Source organism: Paenarthrobacter sp. NPDC089307 (assembly GCF_040685055.1).
GTDB lineage: Bacteria > Actinomycetota > Actinomycetes > Actinomycetales > Micrococcaceae > Arthrobacter.
On record NZ_JBFBHE010000003.1, the window covers coordinates 527,465 to 548,942 of the forward strand.

Annotated in this window: 20 protein-coding genes; 12 read left to right on the forward strand and 8 right to left on the reverse strand. The window is 64.3% G+C overall.

Annotation, left to right across the window (positions count from 1 at the left end; translation table 11 throughout):
* Positions 1–59 precede the first annotated feature (59 nt).
* Positions 60–1,721 carry a phosphoglucomutase (alpha-D-glucose-1,6-bisphosphate-dependent) gene (gene pgm, locus AB0N72_RS10055; RefSeq protein ID WP_363932529.1) on the reverse strand — a complete coding sequence of 554 codons (1,662 nt, stop codon included), beginning with the start codon at positions 1,719–1,721 and terminating at the stop codon, positions 60–62.
* A 243-nt stretch (positions 1,722–1,964) separates the two neighbouring features.
* On the opposite strand from pgm, the gene AB0N72_RS10060 reads away from it, so the two are divergent.
* Positions 1,965–2,600: a DUF4190 domain-containing protein gene (locus tag AB0N72_RS10060; RefSeq protein ID WP_363932531.1), complete on the forward strand. Its 636-nt coding sequence runs from the start codon at positions 1,965–1,967 to the stop codon at positions 2,598–2,600.
* A 172-nt stretch (positions 2,601–2,772) separates the two neighbouring features.
* On the opposite strand, the gene AB0N72_RS10065 is transcribed toward AB0N72_RS10060, so the two are convergent.
* From AB0N72_RS10065 to AB0N72_RS10075, 3 genes are read right to left on the reverse strand one after another with little or no spacing between them, the layout of a single operon-like run.
* Complete coding sequence (locus AB0N72_RS10065; RefSeq protein WP_363932533.1) at positions 2,773–4,272, reverse strand: peptide MFS transporter; 1,500 nt, start codon at positions 4,270–4,272, stop codon at positions 2,773–2,775.
* A gap of 41 nt (positions 4,273–4,313) precedes the next feature.
* The gene (locus tag AB0N72_RS10070; RefSeq protein WP_363932536.1) at positions 4,314–5,762 is read right to left on the reverse strand and encodes an amidase; all 1,449 of its coding nucleotides are present in this window, start codon (positions 5,760–5,762) and stop codon (positions 4,314–4,316) included.
* The gene (locus AB0N72_RS10075) at positions 5,755–6,498 is read right to left on the reverse strand and encodes a peptidase E (RefSeq protein ID WP_363932538.1); all 744 of its coding nucleotides are present in this window, start codon (positions 6,496–6,498) and stop codon (positions 5,755–5,757) included. The genes AB0N72_RS10070 and AB0N72_RS10075 overlap by 8 nt, the downstream gene beginning before the upstream one ends.
* A 153-nt stretch (positions 6,499–6,651) precedes the next feature.
* On the opposite strand from AB0N72_RS10075, the gene AB0N72_RS10080 reads away from it, so the two are divergent.
* The 3 genes from AB0N72_RS10080 (at position 6,652) to AB0N72_RS10090 (ending at position 8,283) form a co-directional block, all read left to right on the forward strand.
* Positions 6,652–6,978, forward strand: a complete 327-nt coding sequence (locus AB0N72_RS10080; RefSeq protein ID WP_363932540.1) for a rhodanese-like domain-containing protein — start codon at positions 6,652–6,654, stop codon at positions 6,976–6,978.
* A gap of 35 nt (positions 6,979–7,013) precedes the next feature.
* A complete protein-coding gene (gene pheA / locus AB0N72_RS10085) occupies positions 7,014–7,943 on the forward strand; it encodes a prephenate dehydratase (RefSeq protein ID WP_363932541.1) in 930 nt (309 codons plus the stop codon).
* 109 nt (positions 7,944–8,052) lie between these two features.
* On the forward strand, positions 8,053–8,283 hold the full coding sequence (locus AB0N72_RS10090) for a hypothetical protein (protein WP_363932543.1): 231 nt from the start codon (positions 8,053–8,055) through the stop codon (positions 8,281–8,283).
* Here the strand turns inward: AB0N72_RS10090 and AB0N72_RS10095 are convergent.
* Positions 8,280–9,341: a diacylglycerol kinase family protein gene (locus tag AB0N72_RS10095; protein WP_363932546.1), complete on the reverse strand. Its 1,062-nt coding sequence runs from the start codon at positions 9,339–9,341 to the stop codon at positions 8,280–8,282. The two genes, AB0N72_RS10090 and AB0N72_RS10095, sit on opposite strands and share 4 nt — an antisense overlap.
* 32 nt (positions 9,342–9,373) lie before the next feature.
* On the opposite strand from AB0N72_RS10095, the gene serS reads away from it, so the two are divergent.
* Positions 9,374–10,654, forward strand: coding sequence for a serine--tRNA ligase (gene serS / locus AB0N72_RS10100; RefSeq protein ID WP_363932549.1), 1,281 nt, complete (start codon positions 9,374–9,376; stop codon positions 10,652–10,654).
* 66 nt (positions 10,655–10,720) lie between these two features.
* Here serS and AB0N72_RS10105 read toward each other — a convergent pair whose 3' ends face one another.
* Positions 10,721–11,467, reverse strand: a complete 747-nt coding sequence (locus tag AB0N72_RS10105; RefSeq protein ID WP_363932550.1) for a class I SAM-dependent methyltransferase — start codon at positions 11,465–11,467, stop codon at positions 10,721–10,723.
* Between the two features lie 178 nt (positions 11,468–11,645).
* On the opposite strand from AB0N72_RS10105, the gene helR reads away from it, so the two are divergent.
* Together helR and AB0N72_RS10115 are read left to right on the forward strand one after the other, a co-directional pair.
* Positions 11,646–13,829 carry an RNA polymerase recycling motor ATPase HelR gene (helR, locus tag AB0N72_RS10110; RefSeq protein WP_363932552.1) on the forward strand — a complete coding sequence of 728 codons (2,184 nt, stop codon included), beginning with the start codon at positions 11,646–11,648 and terminating at the stop codon, positions 13,827–13,829.
* Positions 13,830–13,903: 74 nt separating this feature from the next.
* The gene (locus tag AB0N72_RS10115) at positions 13,904–14,749 is read left to right on the forward strand and encodes an HAD family hydrolase (protein ID WP_363932554.1); all 846 of its coding nucleotides are present in this window, start codon (positions 13,904–13,906) and stop codon (positions 14,747–14,749) included.
* Between the two features lie 40 nt (positions 14,750–14,789).
* Here AB0N72_RS10115 and AB0N72_RS10120 read toward each other — a convergent pair whose 3' ends face one another.
* Positions 14,790–15,530: a GAF and ANTAR domain-containing protein gene (locus AB0N72_RS10120; RefSeq protein WP_363932555.1), complete on the reverse strand. Its 741-nt coding sequence runs from the start codon at positions 15,528–15,530 to the stop codon at positions 14,790–14,792.
* Between the two features lie 141 nt (positions 15,531–15,671).
* Between AB0N72_RS10120 and AB0N72_RS10125 the strand changes: the two genes are divergently transcribed.
* Positions 15,672–16,442 (forward strand): sigma-70 family RNA polymerase sigma factor, encoded by a 771-nt coding sequence (locus tag AB0N72_RS10125; protein ID WP_363932558.1) that lies wholly within the window; start codon positions 15,672–15,674, stop codon positions 16,440–16,442.
* A gap of 22 nt (positions 16,443–16,464) precedes the next feature.
* Here the strand turns inward: AB0N72_RS10125 and AB0N72_RS10130 are convergent, their stop codons facing one another.
* Positions 16,465–17,427, reverse strand: a complete 963-nt coding sequence (locus AB0N72_RS10130) for a glycosyltransferase family 9 protein (RefSeq protein WP_363932561.1) — start codon at positions 17,425–17,427, stop codon at positions 16,465–16,467.
* 86 nt (positions 17,428–17,513) lie between these two features.
* Between AB0N72_RS10130 and AB0N72_RS10135 the strand changes: the two genes are divergently transcribed.
* Genes AB0N72_RS10135 through AB0N72_RS10150 form a run of 4 tightly spaced genes read left to right on the forward strand, consistent with a single transcriptional unit; the run spans position 17,514 to position 21,464 of the window.
* On the forward strand, positions 17,514–18,065 hold the full coding sequence (locus tag AB0N72_RS10135) for an HAD family hydrolase (protein ID WP_363932563.1): 552 nt from the start codon (positions 17,514–17,516) through the stop codon (positions 18,063–18,065).
* Complete coding sequence (locus AB0N72_RS10140; RefSeq protein WP_363932566.1) at positions 18,062–19,150, forward strand: glycosyltransferase family 9 protein; 1,089 nt, start codon at positions 18,062–18,064, stop codon at positions 19,148–19,150. The genes AB0N72_RS10135 and AB0N72_RS10140 overlap by 4 nt, the downstream gene beginning before the upstream one ends.
* Entirely contained in the window at positions 19,147–20,199 is a 1,053-nt protein-coding gene (locus AB0N72_RS10145) for a glycosyltransferase (RefSeq protein WP_363932568.1), read from the forward strand. Before AB0N72_RS10140 ends, AB0N72_RS10145 begins: the two co-directional genes overlap by 4 nt.
* Entirely contained in the window at positions 20,196–21,464 is a 1,269-nt protein-coding gene (locus AB0N72_RS10150) for a glycosyltransferase (protein ID WP_363932570.1), read from the forward strand. Before AB0N72_RS10145 ends, AB0N72_RS10150 begins: the two co-directional genes overlap by 4 nt.
* The last annotated feature ends 14 nt before the right edge of the window (positions 21,465–21,478 follow it).

Genomic DNA, 21,478 nt, shown 5'->3' on the forward strand with positions numbered 1-21,478 from the left:
CAGAAATGCGCTGGGGACATCCAAATTTGGGCGTCCTCAGCGCATTTGCGTGGCTGCAGCTACGCGATGACCCCGTCCACCAGCGCCTTGGCCTCCTGCTGAACCTGGGCCAGGTGGTCGGCGCCCTTGAAGGACTCGGCGTAGATCTTGTAGACGTCCTCCGTGCCGGACGGGCGGGCCGCGAACCAGGCGTTTTCGGTGACAACCTTCAGGCCACCAATCGAAGCGCCGTTGCCCGGAGCCTCGGTCAGTTTGGCGGTGATTTCCTCGCCGGCAAGGGAAGTAGCGGTGACGTCGGCCGCGGAGAGCTTGCCCAGCTTGGACTTCTGTTCCCGAGTGGCGGCGGCGTCGATGCGGGCGTAGACGGGCGCGCCGAACTGGTCCGTCAGGCCCTTGTACAGCTGTGATGGAGACTTGCCGGTCACGGCCGTGATCTCCGAAGCCAGCAGGGCCAGCAGGATGCCGTCCTTGTCAGTGGTCCAGACGCTGCCGTCGAGCTTGTTGAACGAGGCACCGGCCGATTCCTCGCCGCCAAATGCGCCCTCGCCGGAGAGCAGGCCTGGCACGAACCACTTGAAGCCCACGGGAACCTCAACCAGCTTGCGGCCAAGTCCGGCGGCCACGCGGTCGATGATCGAGGAAGAAACCAGCGTCTTCCCAACCACGGACTCCGGGTTCCAGCCGCTCCGGTTCCGGTACAGGTAGTCGATGGCGACGGCGAGGTAGTGGTTGGGATTCATGAGGCCGCCGTCGGGTGTAACAATGCCGTGGCGGTCGGCGTCGGCGTCGTTACCGGTGGCGACGTCATAAGCGGCGCCGCCGGAACCACCCGCGGACATGCGCTTGATCAAGGACGCCATGGCCGACGGCGAGGAGCAGTCCATGCGGATCTTCTCATCCCAGTCGAGGGTCATGAAGGCCCACTGCGGATCGACTGTCGGGTTCACCACGGTGAGGTTGAGCTGGTGGCGCTCGCCGATTTCGCCCCAGTAGTCCACCGAGGCGCCACCCATCGGGTCGGCGCCGATGCGGACACCGGCGTTGCGGATGGCGTCCAGGTTCAGGACGGAGGGGAGATCGTCAACGTAGCTGCTGAGGAAGTCGAACTTGCCGGTGGTGTCAGCGGCCAGGGCATCGTTCAGCGGAATGCGCTTCACGCCGCGCAGGCCGTTCTCCAACAGCTGGTTTGCGCGATCGGCGATCCAACCGGTGGCGTCCGTGTCTGCCGGGCCACCGTGGGGCGGGTTGTACTTGAAGCCACCGTCAGCGGGCGGGTTATGGCTCGGAGTAACAACGATGCCGTCAGCCTGGGGAGTTCCGGGAGCGGCTTCGCGGTTGTACTTGAGGATCGCGTGGCTAAGTGCCGGCGTGGGCGTGTAGCCGTGGCGCGCGTCAACAAGCACGGTGACGCCGTTGGCTGCCAGTACTTCCAATGCGGAGTTCTGGGCGGGTTCGCTCAGAGCGTGGGTGTCCCGGCCGATGAACAGGGGCCCGGTGATTCCTTGGCGGCCACGGTATTCAACAATTGCCTGGGTGATCGCAAGGATGTGCGGCTCGTTGAAGGAGGCCTTCAAACTGGATCCGCGGTGTCCCGACGTTCCAAACGCCACGCGCTGCGCGGGATCGCCCAAGTCCGGAGCTACGTCGAAATACGCGTCCAGCAGGGCTGTGATGTCAACAAGGTCCTGGGGAAGGGCAACTGTGCCCGCTCGGCTAGCCATGAGGTCCAGCATGCCAGACAAGGAGGTCCGCTGACACGAAATGTCCGTGATCCGGCCCCTGTGACGCCGAATGGCGGACTTCCATGCCCGATATCGCTAAAAGATTCACTTCACGTTTACCATCAGTGACCTTAGTGACGGGAGGCTGTTTGCAACGGCTGGCCGCCACAATGCGCTCTACCTTATATGCGGCCCCTGACGGCGGTAGTGTTGGGATTAAAGACCAAATTCAGGGGGATTCCCATGTCAGACCAGCCATCCAAGGACCACGAGGACAAGCCGGCAGGCTACGAGCCGCCGCAGTACGTTCCGCCGGCCCAGTTCAGCGCTCCCGAGCAGGGCGGTTCCGTCCCGCCCCCGCCGGCTTTCGGCCAGCCTACCCAGCAGCCCGAGCACGGTGCCAACGCCACCCAGCCGCTCCCGCCCTACGAGCAGGCCTCCTACGGCCAGTCGAACGCTTACAGCCAGCAGCCCACCCAGGATGCATACACTCCGGGTGACTACAGCCAGCAGCCCGCCTCGCCTTACGGCCAGCCGCCGAGCCCGTACCAGCAGCAGGCTTTCGGCCAGCAGCCGTACGGCCAGCCGCAGTCCCCGTATGGCCAGCCCGCCTACTACGCCATGCCTGCGCAGCCCAAGGGCTTGAGCATCGCGAGCATGGTGTGCGGTATTGCCATCTATGTGGGCTTCGGATTCGTTATCCTCCCGCAGATAGCGGCCGTGATTTTGGGCCACCTCGCGTTGAAGCGTGAACCCGCGGGCAAGGGCATGGCGATCGCCGGCCTGGTGATGGGCTACCTGGGGATCGCGCTGACCATAATTGTCGGCATCATCTTCATCGCAGCCATCGGCGCCTCGCGCAGCAGCTACAACTACTAAAAAACGCTCGACGACGCCCCTTGCGTCAGGTGGGATGCCCGCCTGACGCAAGGGGCGCCGTCGTTTGTTAACGCCGGCTGTGCCACCCAAATTCGCGGCGGATAGAGAAACGGACCAGCGCTGCCCGGATGTGGGCGGCGCTGGTCCGTTTGCGTGTCGCTGGGCGAAAGTCCTAGCGCACGCCGCCCATGAGCTTCTTGATGGCAGGCGAGGCTGCAGCCAAGCCAACGGCCAGGACCACTGCGACGCCGCCGATGCCCAGGAAGTACGGGAGTTCGTCGTCGGGGTTGTAGAGCCCGGCGAGGATGCCCGCCAGGGTGGTGCCCAGCGACACCGACAGGAAGAACAGTGCCACCATCTGCGTGTGGAAGGCCTGCGGAGCGAGCTTGGTGCTCACGGACAGGCCGATGGGGGACAGGAACAGCTCGGCCAGGGTGAACATGAACAGAATGCCCACCAGTGCCAGAAGCGGGGTCTTGCCGTCGCCGGCAAGCGGAATGAACGCCAGGAACGCCAGCCCCATGATGAACAGGCCGGCGGAGAACTTCAGGGGAGAACTCGGCTGCCGGGAACCCAGCTTGGTCCACAATGCGGCCATGACTCCGGCAAAGATGATGATGAACACGGGGTTGATGGACTGGACCCAAGCGGCCGGCATCTCCCAGCCGAACAGGTTGCGGTCCAGCTTCTCCTGCGAGTACACCGCGATGAACGTGAACTGCTGCTGGAACAGGGCCCAGAACGCGGCAGATGCGATGTACAGCGGGATGAACGCAACTACGCGCTTGCGCTCGACGCCGGTGACCAGCGGGCTGCGGAAGATGAGGAACAGGTAGATCACCGAGGCCGCAATGGCGGCGTACGCCATGCTGCGGGCAAGGTTGTTGGCGTTGACGAGCCCGGTGCCGAGCAGGACGCCGATGACGATCAGGATGCCCAGGAAAATGAGTCCATAGCGGGTCCGGTCCTTTGCCGGGAGCGGGTTGGGAACGCGGTGTGCTTCCTCCGGGAGCCTCTTGCGGCCGAGGGAGTAGATGACCAAACCGATGGCCATGCCGACCGCCGCCGCGCCGAAGCCAACATGGAAGCCGAAGCTCGTCTGCAGGAAACCGGTGACCAGCGGGCCGATGAGTCCGCCGATGTTGATGCCCATGTAGAAGATGGAGAAGCCGGCGTCGCGGCGCTCATCCTTTTCGCCGTACAAGCTGCCCACCAGCGCCGTGGCGTTGGCCTTCAGGCCGCCGGAACCGACGCCCACCAGCACCAGGCCGGCAATCAGGCCGGGAATTCCGGGAAGGAGTGCCAAGGCGATGTGGCCGGCCATGATCATGATGGCTGAGCCGAAGAGGACTTTTTCGGAGCCGAAGAGACGGTCGGCGAGCCAGGCGCCGAGGATGGTGGACAGGTAAACGCCGCCACCGTACGCCCCCACCAAACCAGCGGCGAGCCCTTGGTCAATGGCCAGCCCGCCCTGTTCGGCCGTGAAGTACATGTAGTAGAGCAGAATGCCCTGCATGCCGTAGAAGGAGAATCGCTCCCACATTTCCACCGAGAAGAGGCTGGCCAGCATCTTTGGGTGGCCGAAAAATGACGTATCGCCCGTTGGTTTTACGGACTCAGCCGTGGTTTGGGGTGTGCTCATTTTCTTAATGCTGGCACTGACTGCGGGCATTGTCACATCGATGAATGCCCCAGGCAACCACCTTCCATATGCTAGACAGGCGGTTTTGAGTGCTGCAGGGTGCAGGCAAGTTGCAGGAGTTTCAGCTCAGAGCCCGCTGGGCCGATGAGCTGGATTCCCATGGGCAGGCCGGCCGCCGTCGTGTGAACGGGAATGCTGATGGCCGGCAGCCCGCACACATTCACCATGGACGACCACGGAGCGTACTGGCATTGCCGTTTGTAGTCCTCATCCGCGTCGCCGGCCCATTCGCTGGGCCACGGATCGCCGCTGTGCCCTCCGCCGGTGAACCACCCGATGGGCCGCGGGGTTTGCGCCAGGGTGGGCATCAGGATGAGGTCCCATTCCGCGTACTGTGCAACGGTGTCGTGCTCGAATTGACGCAGGAAACCCAAAGCCTCGCTGACCTTCAGGGCGCTCCTTTGCTGCGCCCGGCGCCTGAACGTCCTGGTCAGGGGCGTCAGCAACGGCTCCCGCTGGGGCGCGATCCGCGCACTTCCGACCCCGGCAGTCCAGGCCGCGGTGAACGCGTCCGGATAGCGGTTGTCATAGCGGATTTCAGCTTCGCCCACGCCATGGCCGGCCTCTTCCAGCAGCTTTATTCCTACGTTCAGGGCGTCGCGTGCTTCTTGCTCGATCTCAAAGGGATACACGCCGGCCCAGGGGCTGTCCAGGCTGACGCCGATTCTCAGGGTTTCCGGCGCCTGCCCAACATTGGCGAGGAATCCGCCGTCGGGCACTTGATCCCGGGGGACCAGCGCGTCCAGCAGCAGTGCCGCATCCGCGGAGTTCCGGGCGAGCGGTCCGGCGACCACCAACCTGGCGGCGTCGCCTGCGCTTTCACCGGCAGGCACCAAATCCCGGCCCGGCTTCAGTCCCACCAGTCCACACGCGCCGGCAGGTATCCGGATGGACCCGCCGCCGTCGGTCCCCGGCGCGAAGGGGACCAGTCCCGCGGCCACTGCCGCAGCGCTGCCGCCGGACGAGCCGCCGGAGCTGCGTCCCGGTGAGTGCGGATTGCGCGACGGCGGTGCAACGCGGTTTTCGCTGTAGGCGGTGAGTCCGAACTCCGGAACCTGGGTCTTACCCAGTGAGATAACGCCGTGGGCCTTCAGTGTTGCTGCGAGGGCCCCGTCCTCCGGGGCCGGTTTGTGTTCCAGCGCCGCGCTGCCGTGGGTAGTGGGGACACCTGCTACGTCGGTGAGGTCCTTGAAGGCAGTCGGCAGGCCGTGCAGCAGCGGAAGTTCTTCCAGGCGCCCCTCGCGGGCCAGCCGCGCATGGAGGGCATCGGCTGCTTGGGCATCGAGTACGGCTTGCTCGGCGGTAACGGTTATGAAGGCGCCTAGTTGGGCGTTCCGTTCCCCGATCACGGACAGGAAATGCAGTGCTGCTTCGCGCGCGGACAGCTGCCCGGAAGCCAAGGCGTCGCGGAGTTGGACGGCGGTCAGCCGGGCAAGCTCCTGCGTTGACGGATCACCCAAGGAACCGCGACTCCAACCGTTCCTCGACAGCCACAGCATCGACGCTCTCGCCGGCACCCGCAGTCACGCGGAAGGCGGCCTTGTTCTTGATTTCGGACACTACCTCCACAAGTTCCGTGCCCCGGTAAACCAGCCCCACGCCGTCGTCCGTGCAGTGCGTCTCGCCCAGCGTGCCGTTGGCTACCAGCTTGTGGATAGCGGGCGCGCGGCGGACCTCGGAATCGTAGTGGACCCCGTTTCCGTAGGGGAGAAAGCCCAGCGCGTTGGTGACAGGCTGCAGCTCGGGACCGAACGAGTCGGTCACGCCGCCCTGGTACCAACAGATGGATCCCGCGGAAACCCCGGCGAGTACCACGCCGCTTTCCCACGCCTTGCGCAGGATCCGGTCCAGCCCGTGGGCGCGCCAAACAGCCAGCAGGTTCACCACTGAACCGCCATTGACCCACACCACGTCCTGCTCCAGAAGGTGTGACTCGGGATCGTCGATGTTGGGCATGGTGAAGAGATTGAGGTGGCTGAAGTCGAACCCTGCGATGCGGGCCGCCTGGTCCATCTCCGCCGCCCACCACCGTTGGTCACCGGAGGCGGTCCCAATGTGCGTCACCCTTGGCGCCCGGCCAGTTGCACCGGAGAGTTCCACGGCATAGTGCATCAAGTGGTTGAACTCGATCCTGGTCCTTGCACCCGGCTTGTAGCCGCCGGATGTGGCCAGGATCGTGGGTTGCCCAGCAGCCATGGTTCGCTCCTAGTAGCCGGTTTCGGGGGTGTGTTTGGAACCCAGTCTTAACGCCAAAGGCACTGCACGCAAGCGAACCCTCCCTGCACGTTACTGCGACAAGTTCCGGCGACTAGGCTGGATGCTGACCTTAATTGATGGGAAGGATCCACTATGAGCGACTTCGATACCGTGCCTGTGGGCGATATTCCGGCCGATGCCAGCATCCTTGACGTGCGCGAAGACTACGAGTGGGTGGCAGGCCACGCAGAAGGAGCACGGCACATCCCCCTGGACCAACTCCCGGCACGCCTGGAAGAACTTGATCCGGACGAGGACTTCTTCGTTATCTGCCGCACGGGTGGCCGCTCGTTCCGCGCAGTCCAGTGGCTGGTGGGTCAGGGTTACTCCGCGGTGAACGTGGCAGGGGGCATGGACATGTGGTTCGAAGCCGGCAAGCCCATGGTTTCCGACAACGGCCTCAAGCCGGTCGTCCTGTAACGTCCAACTTATATATAACCGGCAAGGAATACTCAATGTCCGCAGCTTCCTATACCTTTCTTGGACCTGAAGGCACGTTCACCGAAGCGGCCCTCCTCCAGGTCCCGGGCGCTGCCGACGCCAAACGCATTCCCTGCAGCAACGTCAATACAGCTCTGGAACGGGTCCGTCTCGGCGAGGCGGATGCCGCGATGGTTCCCATCGAAAACTCGGTGGAGGGCGGGGTTACTGCCACGCTGGATGCGATCGCCACAGGCCAAGAGCTCCGGATTATCCGCGAGGCCCTTGTTCCCATCACCTTCGTGTTGGTGGCGAGGCCCGGCGTCGGGCTTTCCGACATCAAACGCATCTCGACCCACGGTCATGCCTGGGCCCAATGCAGGCTGTGGGTGGATGCGAATCTTCCTGAAGCGGACTACGTGCCGGGGTCGTCCACGGCGGCAGCGGCAATGGGACTCCTGGACGAGGATGCCCACTACGACGCCGCTATCTGTGGTCCACTGGTGGCCGCCGGGCAGCCTGGGCTCAACGTCCTGGCCGAGGACATTGGGGACAACCCGGAGGCCGTTACGCGGTTCATCCTGGTAAGCCGGCCGGGCACGTTGCCGGAAAGGACCGGTGCGGACAAGACCACGGTTGTTGTGCCGCTGCCGGAGGACCACCCGGGTGCGCTCATGGAGATCCTGGACCAGTTCGCGTCCCGCGGCGTGAACCTCAGCCGGATCGAATCGCGGCCCACCGGACAGTACCTCGGCCACTATTTCTTCAGCATCGACGCCGATGGCCACGCCTCGGACTCCCGCGTGGCTGACGCGCTGGCCGGCTTGCACCGGATCAGCCCCGCAACACGTTTCCTTGGCTCTTACGCGCGCGCCGACAAGCAACCGGCGGTGGTTGCCCCGCACACGTCCGACGCCGCCTTCGCCTCGGCCCATGCGTGGGTGGACTCGATCCTGAAGGGCTGACATGCGTTGTCCACACCGGGCAGCGGAGCTACTTTCCCCTTGATGCTTCTGTGCGTATGCTTGCTTGATCCACAAACGATGGATGAATGCATCAACGAAAGGAGCGGTCATGTCTGTCCACCGGGATGACAAAGACGGCCAGGGCATGATCGTCAATCCGAAGCCCACCGGCGAAAACCAGGACGACTGGAATGGCGATGAAGCCGATCGGGCGGACCGGCTCCGCTTTGAAGAAGAACAAGCCATGATCAAGGAGCAGGCCGAGGCCCGCGCGGCCGCGAAGGCTGCAACCGAGCAAGCTGAAGAGAACGCTGCGAAGCCGGACGTCGGCTCGGTTTAAGCGATTTTTGCCTTCGGTACCCGCACCAACAGGGACCCTGGCTCCACCTGGACAGTGACCGTAGTCGCCTCGCCCGAGGGATCGCCGTCGAGCTGCGTCGCCATGGGCTCCTGGCTCCGGATAACGACTTTTCCGGACCGGTAGAAGCTCATCATGGGCAGGTTCCTGTTGTGTTTGAACAGGATCTTTGCGTACATGGCCATCCACCCGAAGGCGCTGCGGGGGCTCATCACCACGATGTCCAGCATTCCGTCGTCGATCATTGCCTGCGGGATGAAGTCGATGCCACCGGGGATCAAACCACAGTTGGCAAACAGGACGCTGCGGATCTTGCGGGTCTGCTCGGGCTGGTCGTCCATGGTGATCGTGACGCGTTTACGCCTGCCGGGCAAGTGGCGGACGCCGGCCTCGGTGTAGGCGAGCCAGCCCACGCTCTTCTTGAGGTCCTCCTTCGTGTCACCAACAACCTCGGCGTCCAGGCCCATGCCCGCGATGACCAGGAAGGTGTGTTCCTCGATGGTTCCCGTGGTGTCGTTCTCGATCCCCATGGTGGCGGTATCGATGTAGCGCTGGTGGCCGAACAATGCCGTCTGGATACAGTCGGCCAGGTTTGTGACGTCCAGGTCCACGTTGCGTGCCAACAGGTTTCCCGTGCCTAGCGGGACCAAGCCCATGGCTACGTTCTTGTGCGCCAGCGACTCCGCCACGACGCGCACGGTACCGTCGCCGCCGCACGCAAGAACGACGTCGGCCCCGTACGCCAATGCCTGGCGGGACTGGCCGTAACCGGGGTCCTCAAGGGTGGTTTCGAAGAATTTCGGGGCGTCCCAGCCCGCGAGGTCGCAGGCGTCGATGATTGCCTGGCGTGCCACCGCCGCGTTGTTCTTCACGGGATTGAGGATTACCGCAACCTTCTGGTCCCCCGGTCCGGGCTTGTGGGAGTCCTCCCGCACTGCGCTCCTGATGTGCCGGGCTTTCAATCTGCGCACACCCCACCAGCTCGAGACGGCAAAAGCCACGCCCCCAGCGAGAATCACATACAGGATCCAGTCGTTCATGGTGCTCCAACACTATTCGATACTCTTGTGTGGTGATCGACGTAAAAGACCTCAGCGAAAATCCGGACAAGTTCCGTGCCAGCCAGCGCGCCCGTGGCGCCGACGAGTCCGTTGTGGACGCGATCATCTCCGCCGACTCCGACCGCCGTGCTGCGCTGATCCGCCACGAAACCCTGCGTGCCGAGCAGAATGCGTTCGGCAAGAAGGTGGCCCAGGCCAAGGGGGAGGAGAAGCAGGCCCTGCTGGCCGAGGTCAAGGAACTGGCCAACTCGGTGAAGGCCGCGTCCGCTGAGGCCGCAGCTGCCCAGGCTAAGCAGGATGAGCTGCTGCGCGTCATTCCCAACCTTGTCGTGGATGGCGTTCCCGAGGGCGGCGAGGACGACTACGTGGTGGTCAAGACCGTTGGTACTCCCCGCGAGTTCACGGACTTCGAGCCCAGGGACCACTTGGAAATCGGTGAACTGATCGGCGCAATCGACATGGAGCGCGGCGCCAAGGTTTCCGGTTCACGGTTCTACTTCCTCCGGGGCGTCGGTGCCCGACTGGAGATGGCGCTGCTGCAGATGGCCATGGACCAGGCAATCGAGGCTGGCTTCGTCCCCATGATTACGCCTACTTTGGTGCGTCCCGAGACCATGCAGGGCACCGGTTTCGATGTAAAGCACGACGCCGAGATCTACCGTCTCGCTGAAGACGACCTTTACCTTGTGGGAACCTCGGAGGTGGCCCTCGCCGGCTACCACGCAGACGAAATCCTTGACCTTTCCGCCGGTCCCATCCGCTACGCCGGACAGAGCTCCTGCTACCGCCGCGAGGCCGGATCCCATGGCAAGGACACCCGTGGCATCATCCGTGTGCACCAGTTCAACAAGGTGGAGATGTTCATCTACACCACGGTTGAAGAGGCCGCGGCCGAACACGAGCGCCTGCTGGCCTGGGAAGAGGAGATGCTGGGCAAGTGCGAGCTTCCCTACCGCGTCATCGACACTGCTGCCGGCGATCTGGGCATGTCCGCCGCCCGCAAGTTCGACTGTGAAGCCTGGGTCCCGACGCAGAACGCGTACCGCGAGCTCACGTCAACGTCCAACTGCACCACCTTCCAGGCGCGGCGCCTCAACATCCGCGAACGAGTGGTCAACGAAGAAGGTGTTGCCAAGGGAACCCGTGCAGTAGCAACGCTGAACGGCACCCTGGCCACCACGCGCTGGATCGTGGCGATCCTGGAGCACCACCAGAACCCGGATGGCTCCGTCAATGTCCCCAAGGCGCTGCAGAAGTACCTTGGCGGCCTTGAGGTTCTGCCGGTTCTCTAGTTTCCGCAACGCGGGTCATTCCCGTCCTTGCTCGTGATTCACGGGCAAGGGCGGGATTTTTGTTGCTCAGGCCGGCTTGCGGGCCAGGACTATCAGTTCGCCCTGTCCGTTGCCGACGCTCTCCCCGGACCAGCCTCCAAAAATGTCGTCAACCCAGAAGCCCGCAGTGCTGAGATCATGGCGCAGTTGCTCCTCGCTGCGGAAGGCCAGCACGGAGGTTTCCGTCTGCACAGGGCCACCCTGCAGGGATCTGTGCTCGGTCAAAGCAACCAGACCATCGACGTCAGGATCAAGGGAACTTTCCTTCCAGCTGTCCACGTCGGAGCCATCGGGAAGAGTGTGGGTGGTGCTCGTGTTCTCCGGGGTCCAGCGCTCCCAAGCCCGGGCTGAGGGGTCGCGGGAATCGAAGGACAGGCGACCTCCGGGTGCCAGCGCGCGGTGCACGTCGGCAAGCGTGCGGGACCATTCGCCGTCGTCGTAAATTGCTTGGGCGACGTGCGCCGTCATGACTGCGACGTCAAAGACGTGGTCTTTCGGGATGTGGGCTGAGGTGCCCTCAATCCAAATGACATTTTCCGCGCCAGGTTTTTTGCGGGCGGCCGATAGGGAGTCGGGATTTGGGTCGATGCCCACCACGGTATGTCCATGGGCGGCTACTGCCAGGCTGATCCTGCCCGTCCCACACCCAAGATCCAATACACGCTGGTTCGCATGTTCGTTTACAAAGGCCAGGAAGAAATCGTCATCAGCTGCCCATTGATTTTCCAGGTCGTAAAGCGCGGCGAGTTGGGCGGGGCTCAATGCTGATGGCATCCGCCCACCCTACCCGCTTTTCGGAGTATCGCCGACGGATAAAACGGGCGCAAAAAAGGAAGGGAATTATCCCTTCCATATTCAATTTATAACCCGGATGGGGGCTTGCGGCAAGGCCCCCCTTGTACCGAACAATTGATCCTCGAACCCCATAACCAACGTAAAAGGGAGTCGTGGGATGCCTGAAAACAACCGTCTTGGAACCAGTGCCTTTGCCTTGCCTGAGCATCTCGAACGCAAAGCCGACCAGCAGTTAATCGCCGCTGATGAACGGCAGTTCGATGCCATTGCGACCAGCCTGGCCGAGTCAATCGCGGAGATGTCCAGCCACCTTGAGTTCACGCGCAAGCAACCTGGAGGCCGGGGGCAGGCCGCTTTGGACCGCGACCAGGAGATTCACCGGCTTACTGCGCGGCTGCGTACCCTCCGCCGTTTTGGCCTGGATCTGTGCCTCGGGCGTATGGTGGCCGCGGGAAATCCGGAACCGGTTTACGTGGGCAGGCTGGGACTCACGGACAGCCACGGGAAGCGGCTCCTGATCGATTGGCGATCGCCCGCTGCCGAGCCCTTCTTCGGAGCGACACATGCCAACCCCATGGGATTGGTGAGCCGGCGGAGGTATCGCTGGACCCGTGGCCGCGTGACCGACTACTGGGACGAAGTCTTCACCGCTGACGGGTTGGAAGGGAACGCAGCGCTTGATGACCAGTCCGCCTTTATCGCGAGCCTGGGAAGCAGCCGCTCGCCCCGGATGAGGGATGTCCTGGGAACCATCCAGGCCGATCAAGACCGGATTATCCGTGCCGGCTCGCGTGGGGCATTGGTGGTCGACGGCGGCCCCGGTACGGGTAAGACTGTGGTCGCTTTGCACCGCACGGCCTATCTGCTCTGTTCGGATCCCCGGCTCAGCCACCGCGGCAACCACAGGAAAAGTGACGTGTTGTTCGTCGGGCCGCATCAGCCCTATTTGAACTACGTGGCCGATGTCCTTCCAAGCCTGGGCGAGGAAGGAGTGCAGACATGCACGCTCCGGGACCTCGTCCCGGAAGGTGCCGGGGCCGCCGTCGAACGTGATCCTGAGGTGACCCGCCTCAAATCGTCCGTTGAGATGGTTAAAGCCATTGAACGCGCTGTGAGGTTCTACGAAGAGCCGCCCGCAGAGGGTATGGAAGTGGAGACGCCGTATGCCGATATCTGGCTGGCCAGCGATGATTGGGCCGAGGCGTTCGACGCGGCGGAGCCGGGAGCTCCACACAACGAGGCCAGGGATGACGTCTGGGATGCGTTGCTTGCCATCCTGGCGGACAAGCTGGATGAACACGATGTTCCGGAGGGCTTGCGGCGCAGGGCGTTGAGCCAGAGTGCGGAGCTGCAGTCGGCGTTCAACAGGGCGTGGCCGCTGCTTGATTACGCAGCATTGGTGGCGGACTTGTGGCGGGTTCCCGCCTATCTGCGCTTGTGCGCCCCACACTTGCAGCCCGAGGAGAGGGGCAGGCTTCACCGGGACAACCCCGAGGCGTGGACCACGGCGGACCTGCCCCTCCTGGATGCGGCCAGGTTGCGCCTCGGCGATCCTGAGGCGTCGATGCGAAGGAGGAAGCGGGCAGCGACCTTGGCTGCAGAGCGCGAACTCATGGACCGCGTGGTGGATGACCTCATTGCAGCCGATGACTCCGAAAACCTGGAAATGTACATGCTGCGCGGTGATGACATGCGGGACAAACTCGTGGACGAAGACGCGGTGGAGCAGGCGGATCCGGATGTCCTGGCCGGGCCGTTTGCACATATCGTGGTGGACGAAGCCCAGGAGCTGACGGACGCGGAGTGGCGGATGTTGCTGCTTCGGTGCCCGTCGCGGAGCTTCACTGTGGTGGGGGACCGCGCCCAGGCCCGGCATGGGTTCACGGAATCGTGGGAAGAACGCCTCCGCCGGGTGGGCATGGACAACATTTCGGTGGCTGGCCTCAGCATCAACTACCGCACGCCCGAAGAGGTCATGGTGGAAGCGGAACCGGTGATCCGTGCAGCCCTCCCGGACGCGAACGTGCCAACCTCGGTCCGCAGCAGTGGGATTCCCGTGATCCATGGTGCAGGGCGTGATATGGAATCGATCCTGGACACGTGGTTGGCTGCGAACAATGAAGGCACGGCGTGTGTCGTCAGCCAGCCGGTAATGGACGTGAGTTCGGAGCTGGACCGGGTCAGCTGGCTTACTCCTGAGTTGTCCAAGGGCCTGGAGTTCGATCTGGTGGTCCTCATTGACCCCGGGAGTTTCGGCGAAGGGATTGAAGGTGCCGTGGACCGGTATGTGGCAATGACGCGGGCGACGCAGCAGCTCGCCATCCTCCGAAGCGCTTCGTGAATTCATGCGCCGTTAATCGTCCGCTGTGGCGCCCGTCCTAGTTGAGTGTCGGAGGTGTCTGGTCTACTGGAAGCATGACTATTTTGACTGATACTCCAGTTGCTGGCATCGATGACCAGCCCAATGAAAACAACAAGCTCATGATCGCCCTGGACGTCGATGGCACGTTGGTTGACCACGATGGCCACATGACTCCCGAGGTTCGCTCCGCTGCCCAGGCAGTGGTGGCCAAGGGACACGACGTCATGATCGCCACCGGACGATCCCTCAACGCCACCCTCCCCATCATCGAAAAGATCGGGCTGGAACGTGGGTACGCCGTGTGCTGCAACGGCGGCGTTACCCTCCGCCTGGACCCCGCCGTGGAGACCGGGTACGAGATCATCCACAAGGCAACGTTCGATCCCGCCCCTGCCTTGAAGGCCCTGCGGGAACGGCTGCCCAACGCCAAGTACGCCCTGGAGGACGAGGACGGCAACTTCCTCTCCACGGAGCGCTTCCAGGACGCCAGCTTCGGCGTGGAGTCCATCGGCGTCGATTTCCAGACGATGCTTGATGCCACCGCCGTCCGCGTAGTGGTCTTCAGCAGCGAGAACACTTCCGAAGAGTTCAATGAGGCCATCCGGCACATCGGACTGTCGGGGGTGACCTACTCGGTGGGGTGGACAGCGTGGTTGGACATCGCCGCCGAGGGAGTCACCAAGGCCAGCGCCCTGGAGGCCCTCCGGCGGAAGCTCGGCACGAACCAGGCCAACACAGTGGCGGTAGGGGATGGCCGCAACGACATCGAGATGCTCACGTGGGCCGGCCGCGGCATCGCCATGGGCCAGGCGCCCGATGAGGTACTCGCCGTTGCGGATGAGGTCACCGCGTCAGTGCTCGACGACGGCGCCGCCTTGGTTTTGCGCGGTCTGCTGTAACTGCCGCCCGGCACAGCCGGTGGCGCCGATCGTGTCCGGCCTACTTAAAGTACGTCTGGACGTTCCCGCCGCCGGCTGATTCGACGATGGCCTGCGCCACCACCCGGAGTTTGACGTTCCGGTTGCTGGAGGCTTTCTTGATGAGTTCGATTGCGTCCTCCTGCGTGCAGCGGTTCTGGGCGATGATGATGCCCGTTGCCACGTCAATCACCGTGCGCGATTCCATGGCGGCCCGCAGGTTGGCGGCGGTCTGGCTGTGCTCTGCGATCCTTACGGCCAGCCGGAGGCCCTTGGATGCCTGCTCCACGTAATCGTTGGCGCGTTGCACGGCAGCTTGATCGAACGCGTTGGGGTGCTCTGAGTAAAGGTTGAGGCCGGCCCTCGTGGCGTCATCGCTGAGTGGGAACGGCACGGCCAGGGCGGAGCGTATTCCGTGCTCGGTAACAACCTTGTTGTACTCGGGCCAGGTGTTGTCCTTTTCGAAGTCGGGGACGTAAACCTGCGTCACCTCCCGGCATGCGCGGAGGCAGGGCCCGTCGGCGAAGTCGTACTGGATTTCGTCCAGCATCCGGGCGCGCTCGCCGCTGCTTGCAACGGTGCCGGCGGACCGGCGTCGCATCAGGGTGATGCCGCAGTAGACCTCGTTGCCGGGCGAGCTGAACATTGCCGCCGAGTGCTTGGCCAGCTCCTCCAGGAACGCTTCAACGTCCGGGGTATCGAGCAGCAGGTCCTGGACCTCAGCCACCACTGTAGTCGGACCGGCGACTTGCGGGTCTTCCATGAGGAACTCCGATCCCTGATTGTGGCTACCCTTTGAGACTAACCCCGCGAACCCGTTGAAAGCTAATAGTAAGTGTGCTTCTCTTTTTAAGGAGTCTTGCCGTGGGCTCTCCCCTCACCAGCCGGTTAAGGATTGAAGCCCATGCGTCAAACCCGACCCCTCAATGTGCATGCCCAAACCTACGCGCCGGAAGGCAGCATACGGCAGAGCTTCCAGGACAGCCTTGTCCTGGACCATCTCAATCTGGCAAAGTCCATTGCGGCCCGATATTCCGCCCACACCCACGACCTCGACGACGTCCGGCAGGTCGCGTACATGGGCCTCATCAAGGCCTCCCGCGGCTACGACGAGTCCAGGGGCGTCAGTTTCCCCGCCTACGCCGCGCCCACCATTGCCGGCGAAGTCAAGCGTTACCTTCGTGATCATTGCTGGGTGGTCCGACCACCGAGGACCATTCAGGACGTTCGCCGCCAAGTGCTGGCACGGACGGAGGAAATGACCCAGACGCTGCAGCGGACACCATCACCGGAAGAGGTAGCCGACGACCTCCGGCTGGAACCCTGCCAGGTCCGCGAGGCCCTCATGGCGGGAACCAGCAAACGCCCCGATTCCCTGGATGCGCCGGCCGCGGAAGGCCGTGACGGCCTCCAAGGATCCCTGTCCGCCTTTGGCTGCCCCACTGACCGGCTTGAGGATGTGCTTGCGCTGAGAAACGCCATCCGTGGCCTGAGCGCGGAGGACCGCCACCTGCTCTACCGGCGCTATTACCGTGAGGAGACGCAGTCCACCATCGCCGAGGCCCTGGGGGTCTCGCAGATGCAGGTGTCCCGCAAGCTTTCCAAGATCCTGGTGTCCCTCCAAACGCAGTTGCTGGACGACGAAGCCCGTCAGCAGGACGGGACGGCCCCGTGAAAACCAGCCCCGTGAAAGCCGGCTAGCAGCCCAGCCGCTCCACAGCGTCCAGCACGTCGCGGACGCTGACAGCCATCAGCGCCGGATCAGGCTCGGCTGAGAACACATCACCACGGCGAAGTTCGACGGCGGTCAGCACCACATGCGGTCCGGGCGGCGGTCCCCATTCCTCCGCAGGAGCAGGACCGAACAGGACAACGGATGGGCGCCTGTAGGCCGATGCCAAGTGTGCTGCGCCCGTATCCGCGGAGATCACCAACCGAGCCCCGGCGATGGTCGCCGCGAATTCGGCGAGGCTTTGACGCCCGGCCAGCAGGCCGTCGTCGAGGTTTGCTCCTTTGAGTTTGGCCAACGCCGCAGTCTCCTCGGCCCGGGCCCGCTCCGACGTGCCTCCGGTCAGCACCACCTGATGCCCGGCGGCGGCCAGTTCCACGGCAACGTCCGCGAACCGTTCCACGGGCCACAACCTGCTGCCGTAGGCTGCTCCCACGTGGATCACAGTGGCGCCCGGACGCGGCGACGGAACGGTGGGGACGTTGAGGCGGTAGTCGAGGGGATCGGCGTCGATGCCGTGCCAGGTGAGCAGGCGGGTCCAGCGTTCGCGCTCAGGAATACCGGTGATCCACGATGGTCCGTCAATTCCCTCGGAGGCATGCGCAATAACGCGCTTGGCGCCCAATTCCTGGATCCGCAGCCGGCTCTCGGCACCATTCCCGTGCAGGTTGACCGCCACATCCACCGCCCCGTGGGGGACCGTCAGGGGATCATCAAGCCCCGGCGTGGGCAGATGGCCAATGCCGCCAACCAGCTCCAAGGCCTCAGCAATCCATGCCGGTCCGGCATAGACGATCCGGTGTTCCGGAAACGCCCCCCGCAAGCCGCGCAGCGCCGGAACCGCGACCAGGAGGTCGCCAAGTTTCAACGCGCGCAGGGCGAGCAGCAGGGGTTGGTCCTGGTTCCCGTTTCTGTCCAAAGCTGTGTCCATAGTGGCCTCCCGCTGAGAGTCTAGCGGTACGAAACTTCTCGCTGGCGCGTTGTTTAGCGTCCGGAGAACTGGGGAACGTTGCGGGTATGGGAGGAACCGGAACGTTGAAGGCGGTCCTGTTTGACCGCGATGGAACACTCGTCGTTGACGTGCCATACAACGGCGATCCGCAGCTGGTGCGGCCCATGGATGGCGCCTTGGCTGCGCTGCAGAAAGTCCGCGGCGCCGGGTTGGCCACAGGAGTGGTGAGCAACCAGTCGGGCGTGGCGCGTGGGCTGTTGACCCTTGACCAGGTGACGTCTGTGAACCGCAAGGTGGAGCAGGTACTGGGGCCGTTCGACGTGTGGGAAATCTGTCCGCACGGACCCGGGGACGGCTGCGAATGCCGCAAGCCCGCTCCCGGAATGATCCTGGCCGCATGCAGGAGGCTGGGCATCACCCCGGACGAAACCGCGTTCATCGGAGACATTGGCGCCGACATTGAGGCGGCGACGGCGGCCGGCTCGCGTGCGGTGCTGGTGCCGACTCCCGTGACCCGGCAGGAAGAAATCGACGCCGCCGAATGGGTGGCCCTGGATCTCGGCCAGGCCGTGGAGATGCTGCTCGAGAACACCGCGGAACAGGATGTCCCTGCATGAGCCGCGTCCTTGTAGCCCGCCTGGACAGCATGGGCGACGTCCTCCTGTCAGGACCCGCCCTGCGTGCCGTGGCGAACGGAAACCGGCCCGACGGCAGCCGCCCCAACGACGTCGTGCTCCTCTGCGGTCCTGAAGGAGCAGCTGCCGCCGGGCTGCTGCCGGGCGTGACCCAGGTGCACACGTGGGCTTCGCCGTGGATCGTGAATCCTGCTCCACCCGCCACGGAGGAAATGACCAACGCACTGATCGATTTCGTGCGCAGTTCCCGCATCCAGGAAGCCGTGATCCTCACGTCCTTCCACCAGTCACCGCTTCCGTTGGCACTGCTGTTGCGTCTCGCCGGGGTCAAGAAGATCACGGGCGCATCCACGGACTACGCCGGCTCGCTCCTGGACGTCAGGCTTAAACCAGGGGAGGACTTCCCGGAGGACCAGCCCGAAGTGGTGCGGGCCCTCACCATTGCCCAAGCCGGTGGCTATGTCCTGCCCAATGGCGACGACGGCAAGCTGCACATCACTCCGGGCGAGGATCCTGAGGGCGTGGCGGAGGAACTCGGCCAAGAGGGCCCATACATCGTGGTCCACCCCGGCGCTGCGGCACCAGCCAGGGCCTGGCCGGCGCTGCATCATGCGGCAACCGTCGAACTCCTGGAGGCTTACGGACACCGGGTGGTGGTCACGGGCGGCCCGGGCGAAACATCGCTCACCGCAACGGTGGCCGGCCCCTCGGCAAGGAACCTCGGAGGTGGAACCAACCTCCGGACGCTCGCAGCGGTGCTTGCCGGGGCCGCCGTCGTGGTTACCGGCAATACCGGGCCCGCCCATCTGGCGGCAGCGGTTGGGACTCCGGTGGTGTGCTTGTTCGCCCCGGTGGTTCCGGCAATCCGCTGGGCCCCTTACGGCGTTCCCCTGGAGCTGCTGGGTGACCAGGAAGCGGCGTGCAAAAACTCCCGCGCCCGCGTTTGCCCCGTGCCCGGGCACCCCTGCCTGAGTTCGGTGACCCCGGAACAGGTGGTGGAAGCGGTGGAACGGCTCCTCGGAGGCGTTTCCTCCCTGACCACCCGACGAAAGGTATGGAAACCATGAGGATCCTGGTGTGGCACGTCCACGGCGGGTGGATGGAAGCGTTCGTCCGCGGCCGCCATGAGTACCTCCTTCCGACAACGCCCGACGGCGGCGCCTGGGGTTTGGGGCGAGGTGGCCGTGACTGGCCTGCAGCTGCGCAGGAAGTGGATCTGGACAGCATCGACCCCGACAGCATCGACGCAGTAGTGCTGCAACGGCCCGAGGAGATCGCCGCGGTGGCCCGGACATTGGGACGGCGCCCCGGCGTCGACCTTCCGGCTGTGTATTTGGAACACAACACCCCCAAGGGCGACGTTCCGTTCACGCTCCATCCCTTGGCGGACCAGAACACCATTCCTGTGGTCCACGTGACCCACTTCAACCAGCTTTTCTGGGATACGGGCACCGCAAGCACCACCGTCATCGAGCACGGCATCCCGGACCCCGGACGGCTCTACACCGGTGAGCTGGAGGAGATGGGAGTGGTGGTCAACGAACCCGTCCGTCGCGGCCGGGTCACCGGAACGGACCTGCTGCCGGGATTCGCCGGAGTTGGACCCTTGCGTGTGTTCGGCATGGGTACCGAAGCACTGCCGCAAGCCCTGAACCTGAAGGGGCTCGGCCTCAGCGACGAAAGGCTCAGGATTGCCGGTGATGTTCCGGCACCGCAGCTCCACACGGAACTGGCGCGCTGCCGGCTTTACCTGCACCCGCTGCGGTGGACCTCGTTGGGGCTGGCACTGCTGGAGGCCATGCACCTTGGCATGCCCGTCCTGGCCCTTGCCACTACGGAGGCGGCCCGCGCGATACCGCACGGCGCAGGCCTGGTCTCCAACGACGTCGCCGAGCTCCAAAGGTTCGCCAAGCGGCTGCTGGATGACCCCGACGACGCGTACGCCATGGGCATTACCGCGCGGCAGGCCGCACTGGAACGCTACGGGCTCCGGGCGTTCCACAGGGCCTGGGACGAACTCCTCGCCGAACTGCCGGCGGGCCGCCATGGCCACACCAGCCACGCCCACACCAGCCACACCCGCGCCAGCCATGACACAGAGAGGACGCACCCATGAAAATCTCCATGGTCTCCGAACACGCCAGTCCGCTGGCTGCCCTGGGAGGTGTTGACGCCGGAGGACAGAATGTCCACGTGGCTGCGTTGTCCTCGGCCCTGGCTGACCGTGGCCATCACGTCACGGTGTACACAAGGCGTGATGACCCCGGGCTGCCCGCAAAGGTGCAGGTCGGCCCAGGGCTCACTGTGGTCCATGTGGACGCAGGGCCTGCCAGGAGGGTCCCCAAAGATGAGCTGCTGCCCTTCATGGGGGAACTGGCCGATGGTATTTGCGCGGATTGGGCCGGGCAACTGCCGGATGTGGTCCATGCGCACTTCTGGATGTCAGGCCTGGCGGCAATTCAAGCGTCGCGCCGGGCAGGCGCCGCCGATCCCGTACCGGTAGTCCAGACGTTCCACGCACTGGGCTCCGTCAAGCGCAGGCATCAAGGATCCGCCGACACCAGTCCGCCAGCCCGGGAGTGGCTGGAACCCTGGGTGGGCCGCACCGCTGACTGGGTGATCGCTACGTGCCCGGATGAGGTCTTCGAACTGAAAGCCCTGGGCATCAGCAGGTCGAAGATTTCCATAGCCCCGTGCGGCGTGGACCTGAACCTCTTTCCCGGAACGTCCGACGCCGAGCCCAAGTCCCGCACGCATCGGATCCTGAGCGTCGGGCGCCTGGTGCAACGCAAGGGCGTGGACCTGATCATCCAGGCACTGCCACTCCTGGGGGAGGCGGGCTTCAATGACGTGGAGCTGCTGATTGTCGGCGGTTCCGGCGATGCCCTGAACCTCGAAGAGGATCCCGAAGCCCAGCGGCTCAGGTCCCTGGCCAAAGAGCTCGGCGTCGAGGACAAGGTGACCATGCGGGGACAAGTCCCGCGCGATTCCATGCCCGGCATTTTCCGCAGTGCGGACGCCGTGGTCTGCACCCCTTGGTATGAACCGTTCGGGATCGTGCCCCTTGAAGCGATGGCCTGCGGAGTGCCAGTGGTGGCCGCGGCGGTAGGTGGTCTGCGGGAGACCGTGGTGGACCAGAAAACCGGGCTGCATGTCCCGCCCCGGGACCCGGAAGCGCTCGCGGAAGCACTCGGAAAACTCCTTGGCGATCCGGAACTCCGCGCCGACATGGGCCGGGCCGGTGCGCGCCGTGCGCGCTCCCGCTACTCCTGGGAACGCATCGCGGCGGAGACCGAAAAAGCGTACAGGTCCGTTCTTGCCGCCGGATTGTCGCGGCAGGCTGATGACGGTTTGGAACCATTGGAAGGAACGGCGCTGTGACTATTGAAAGCCGC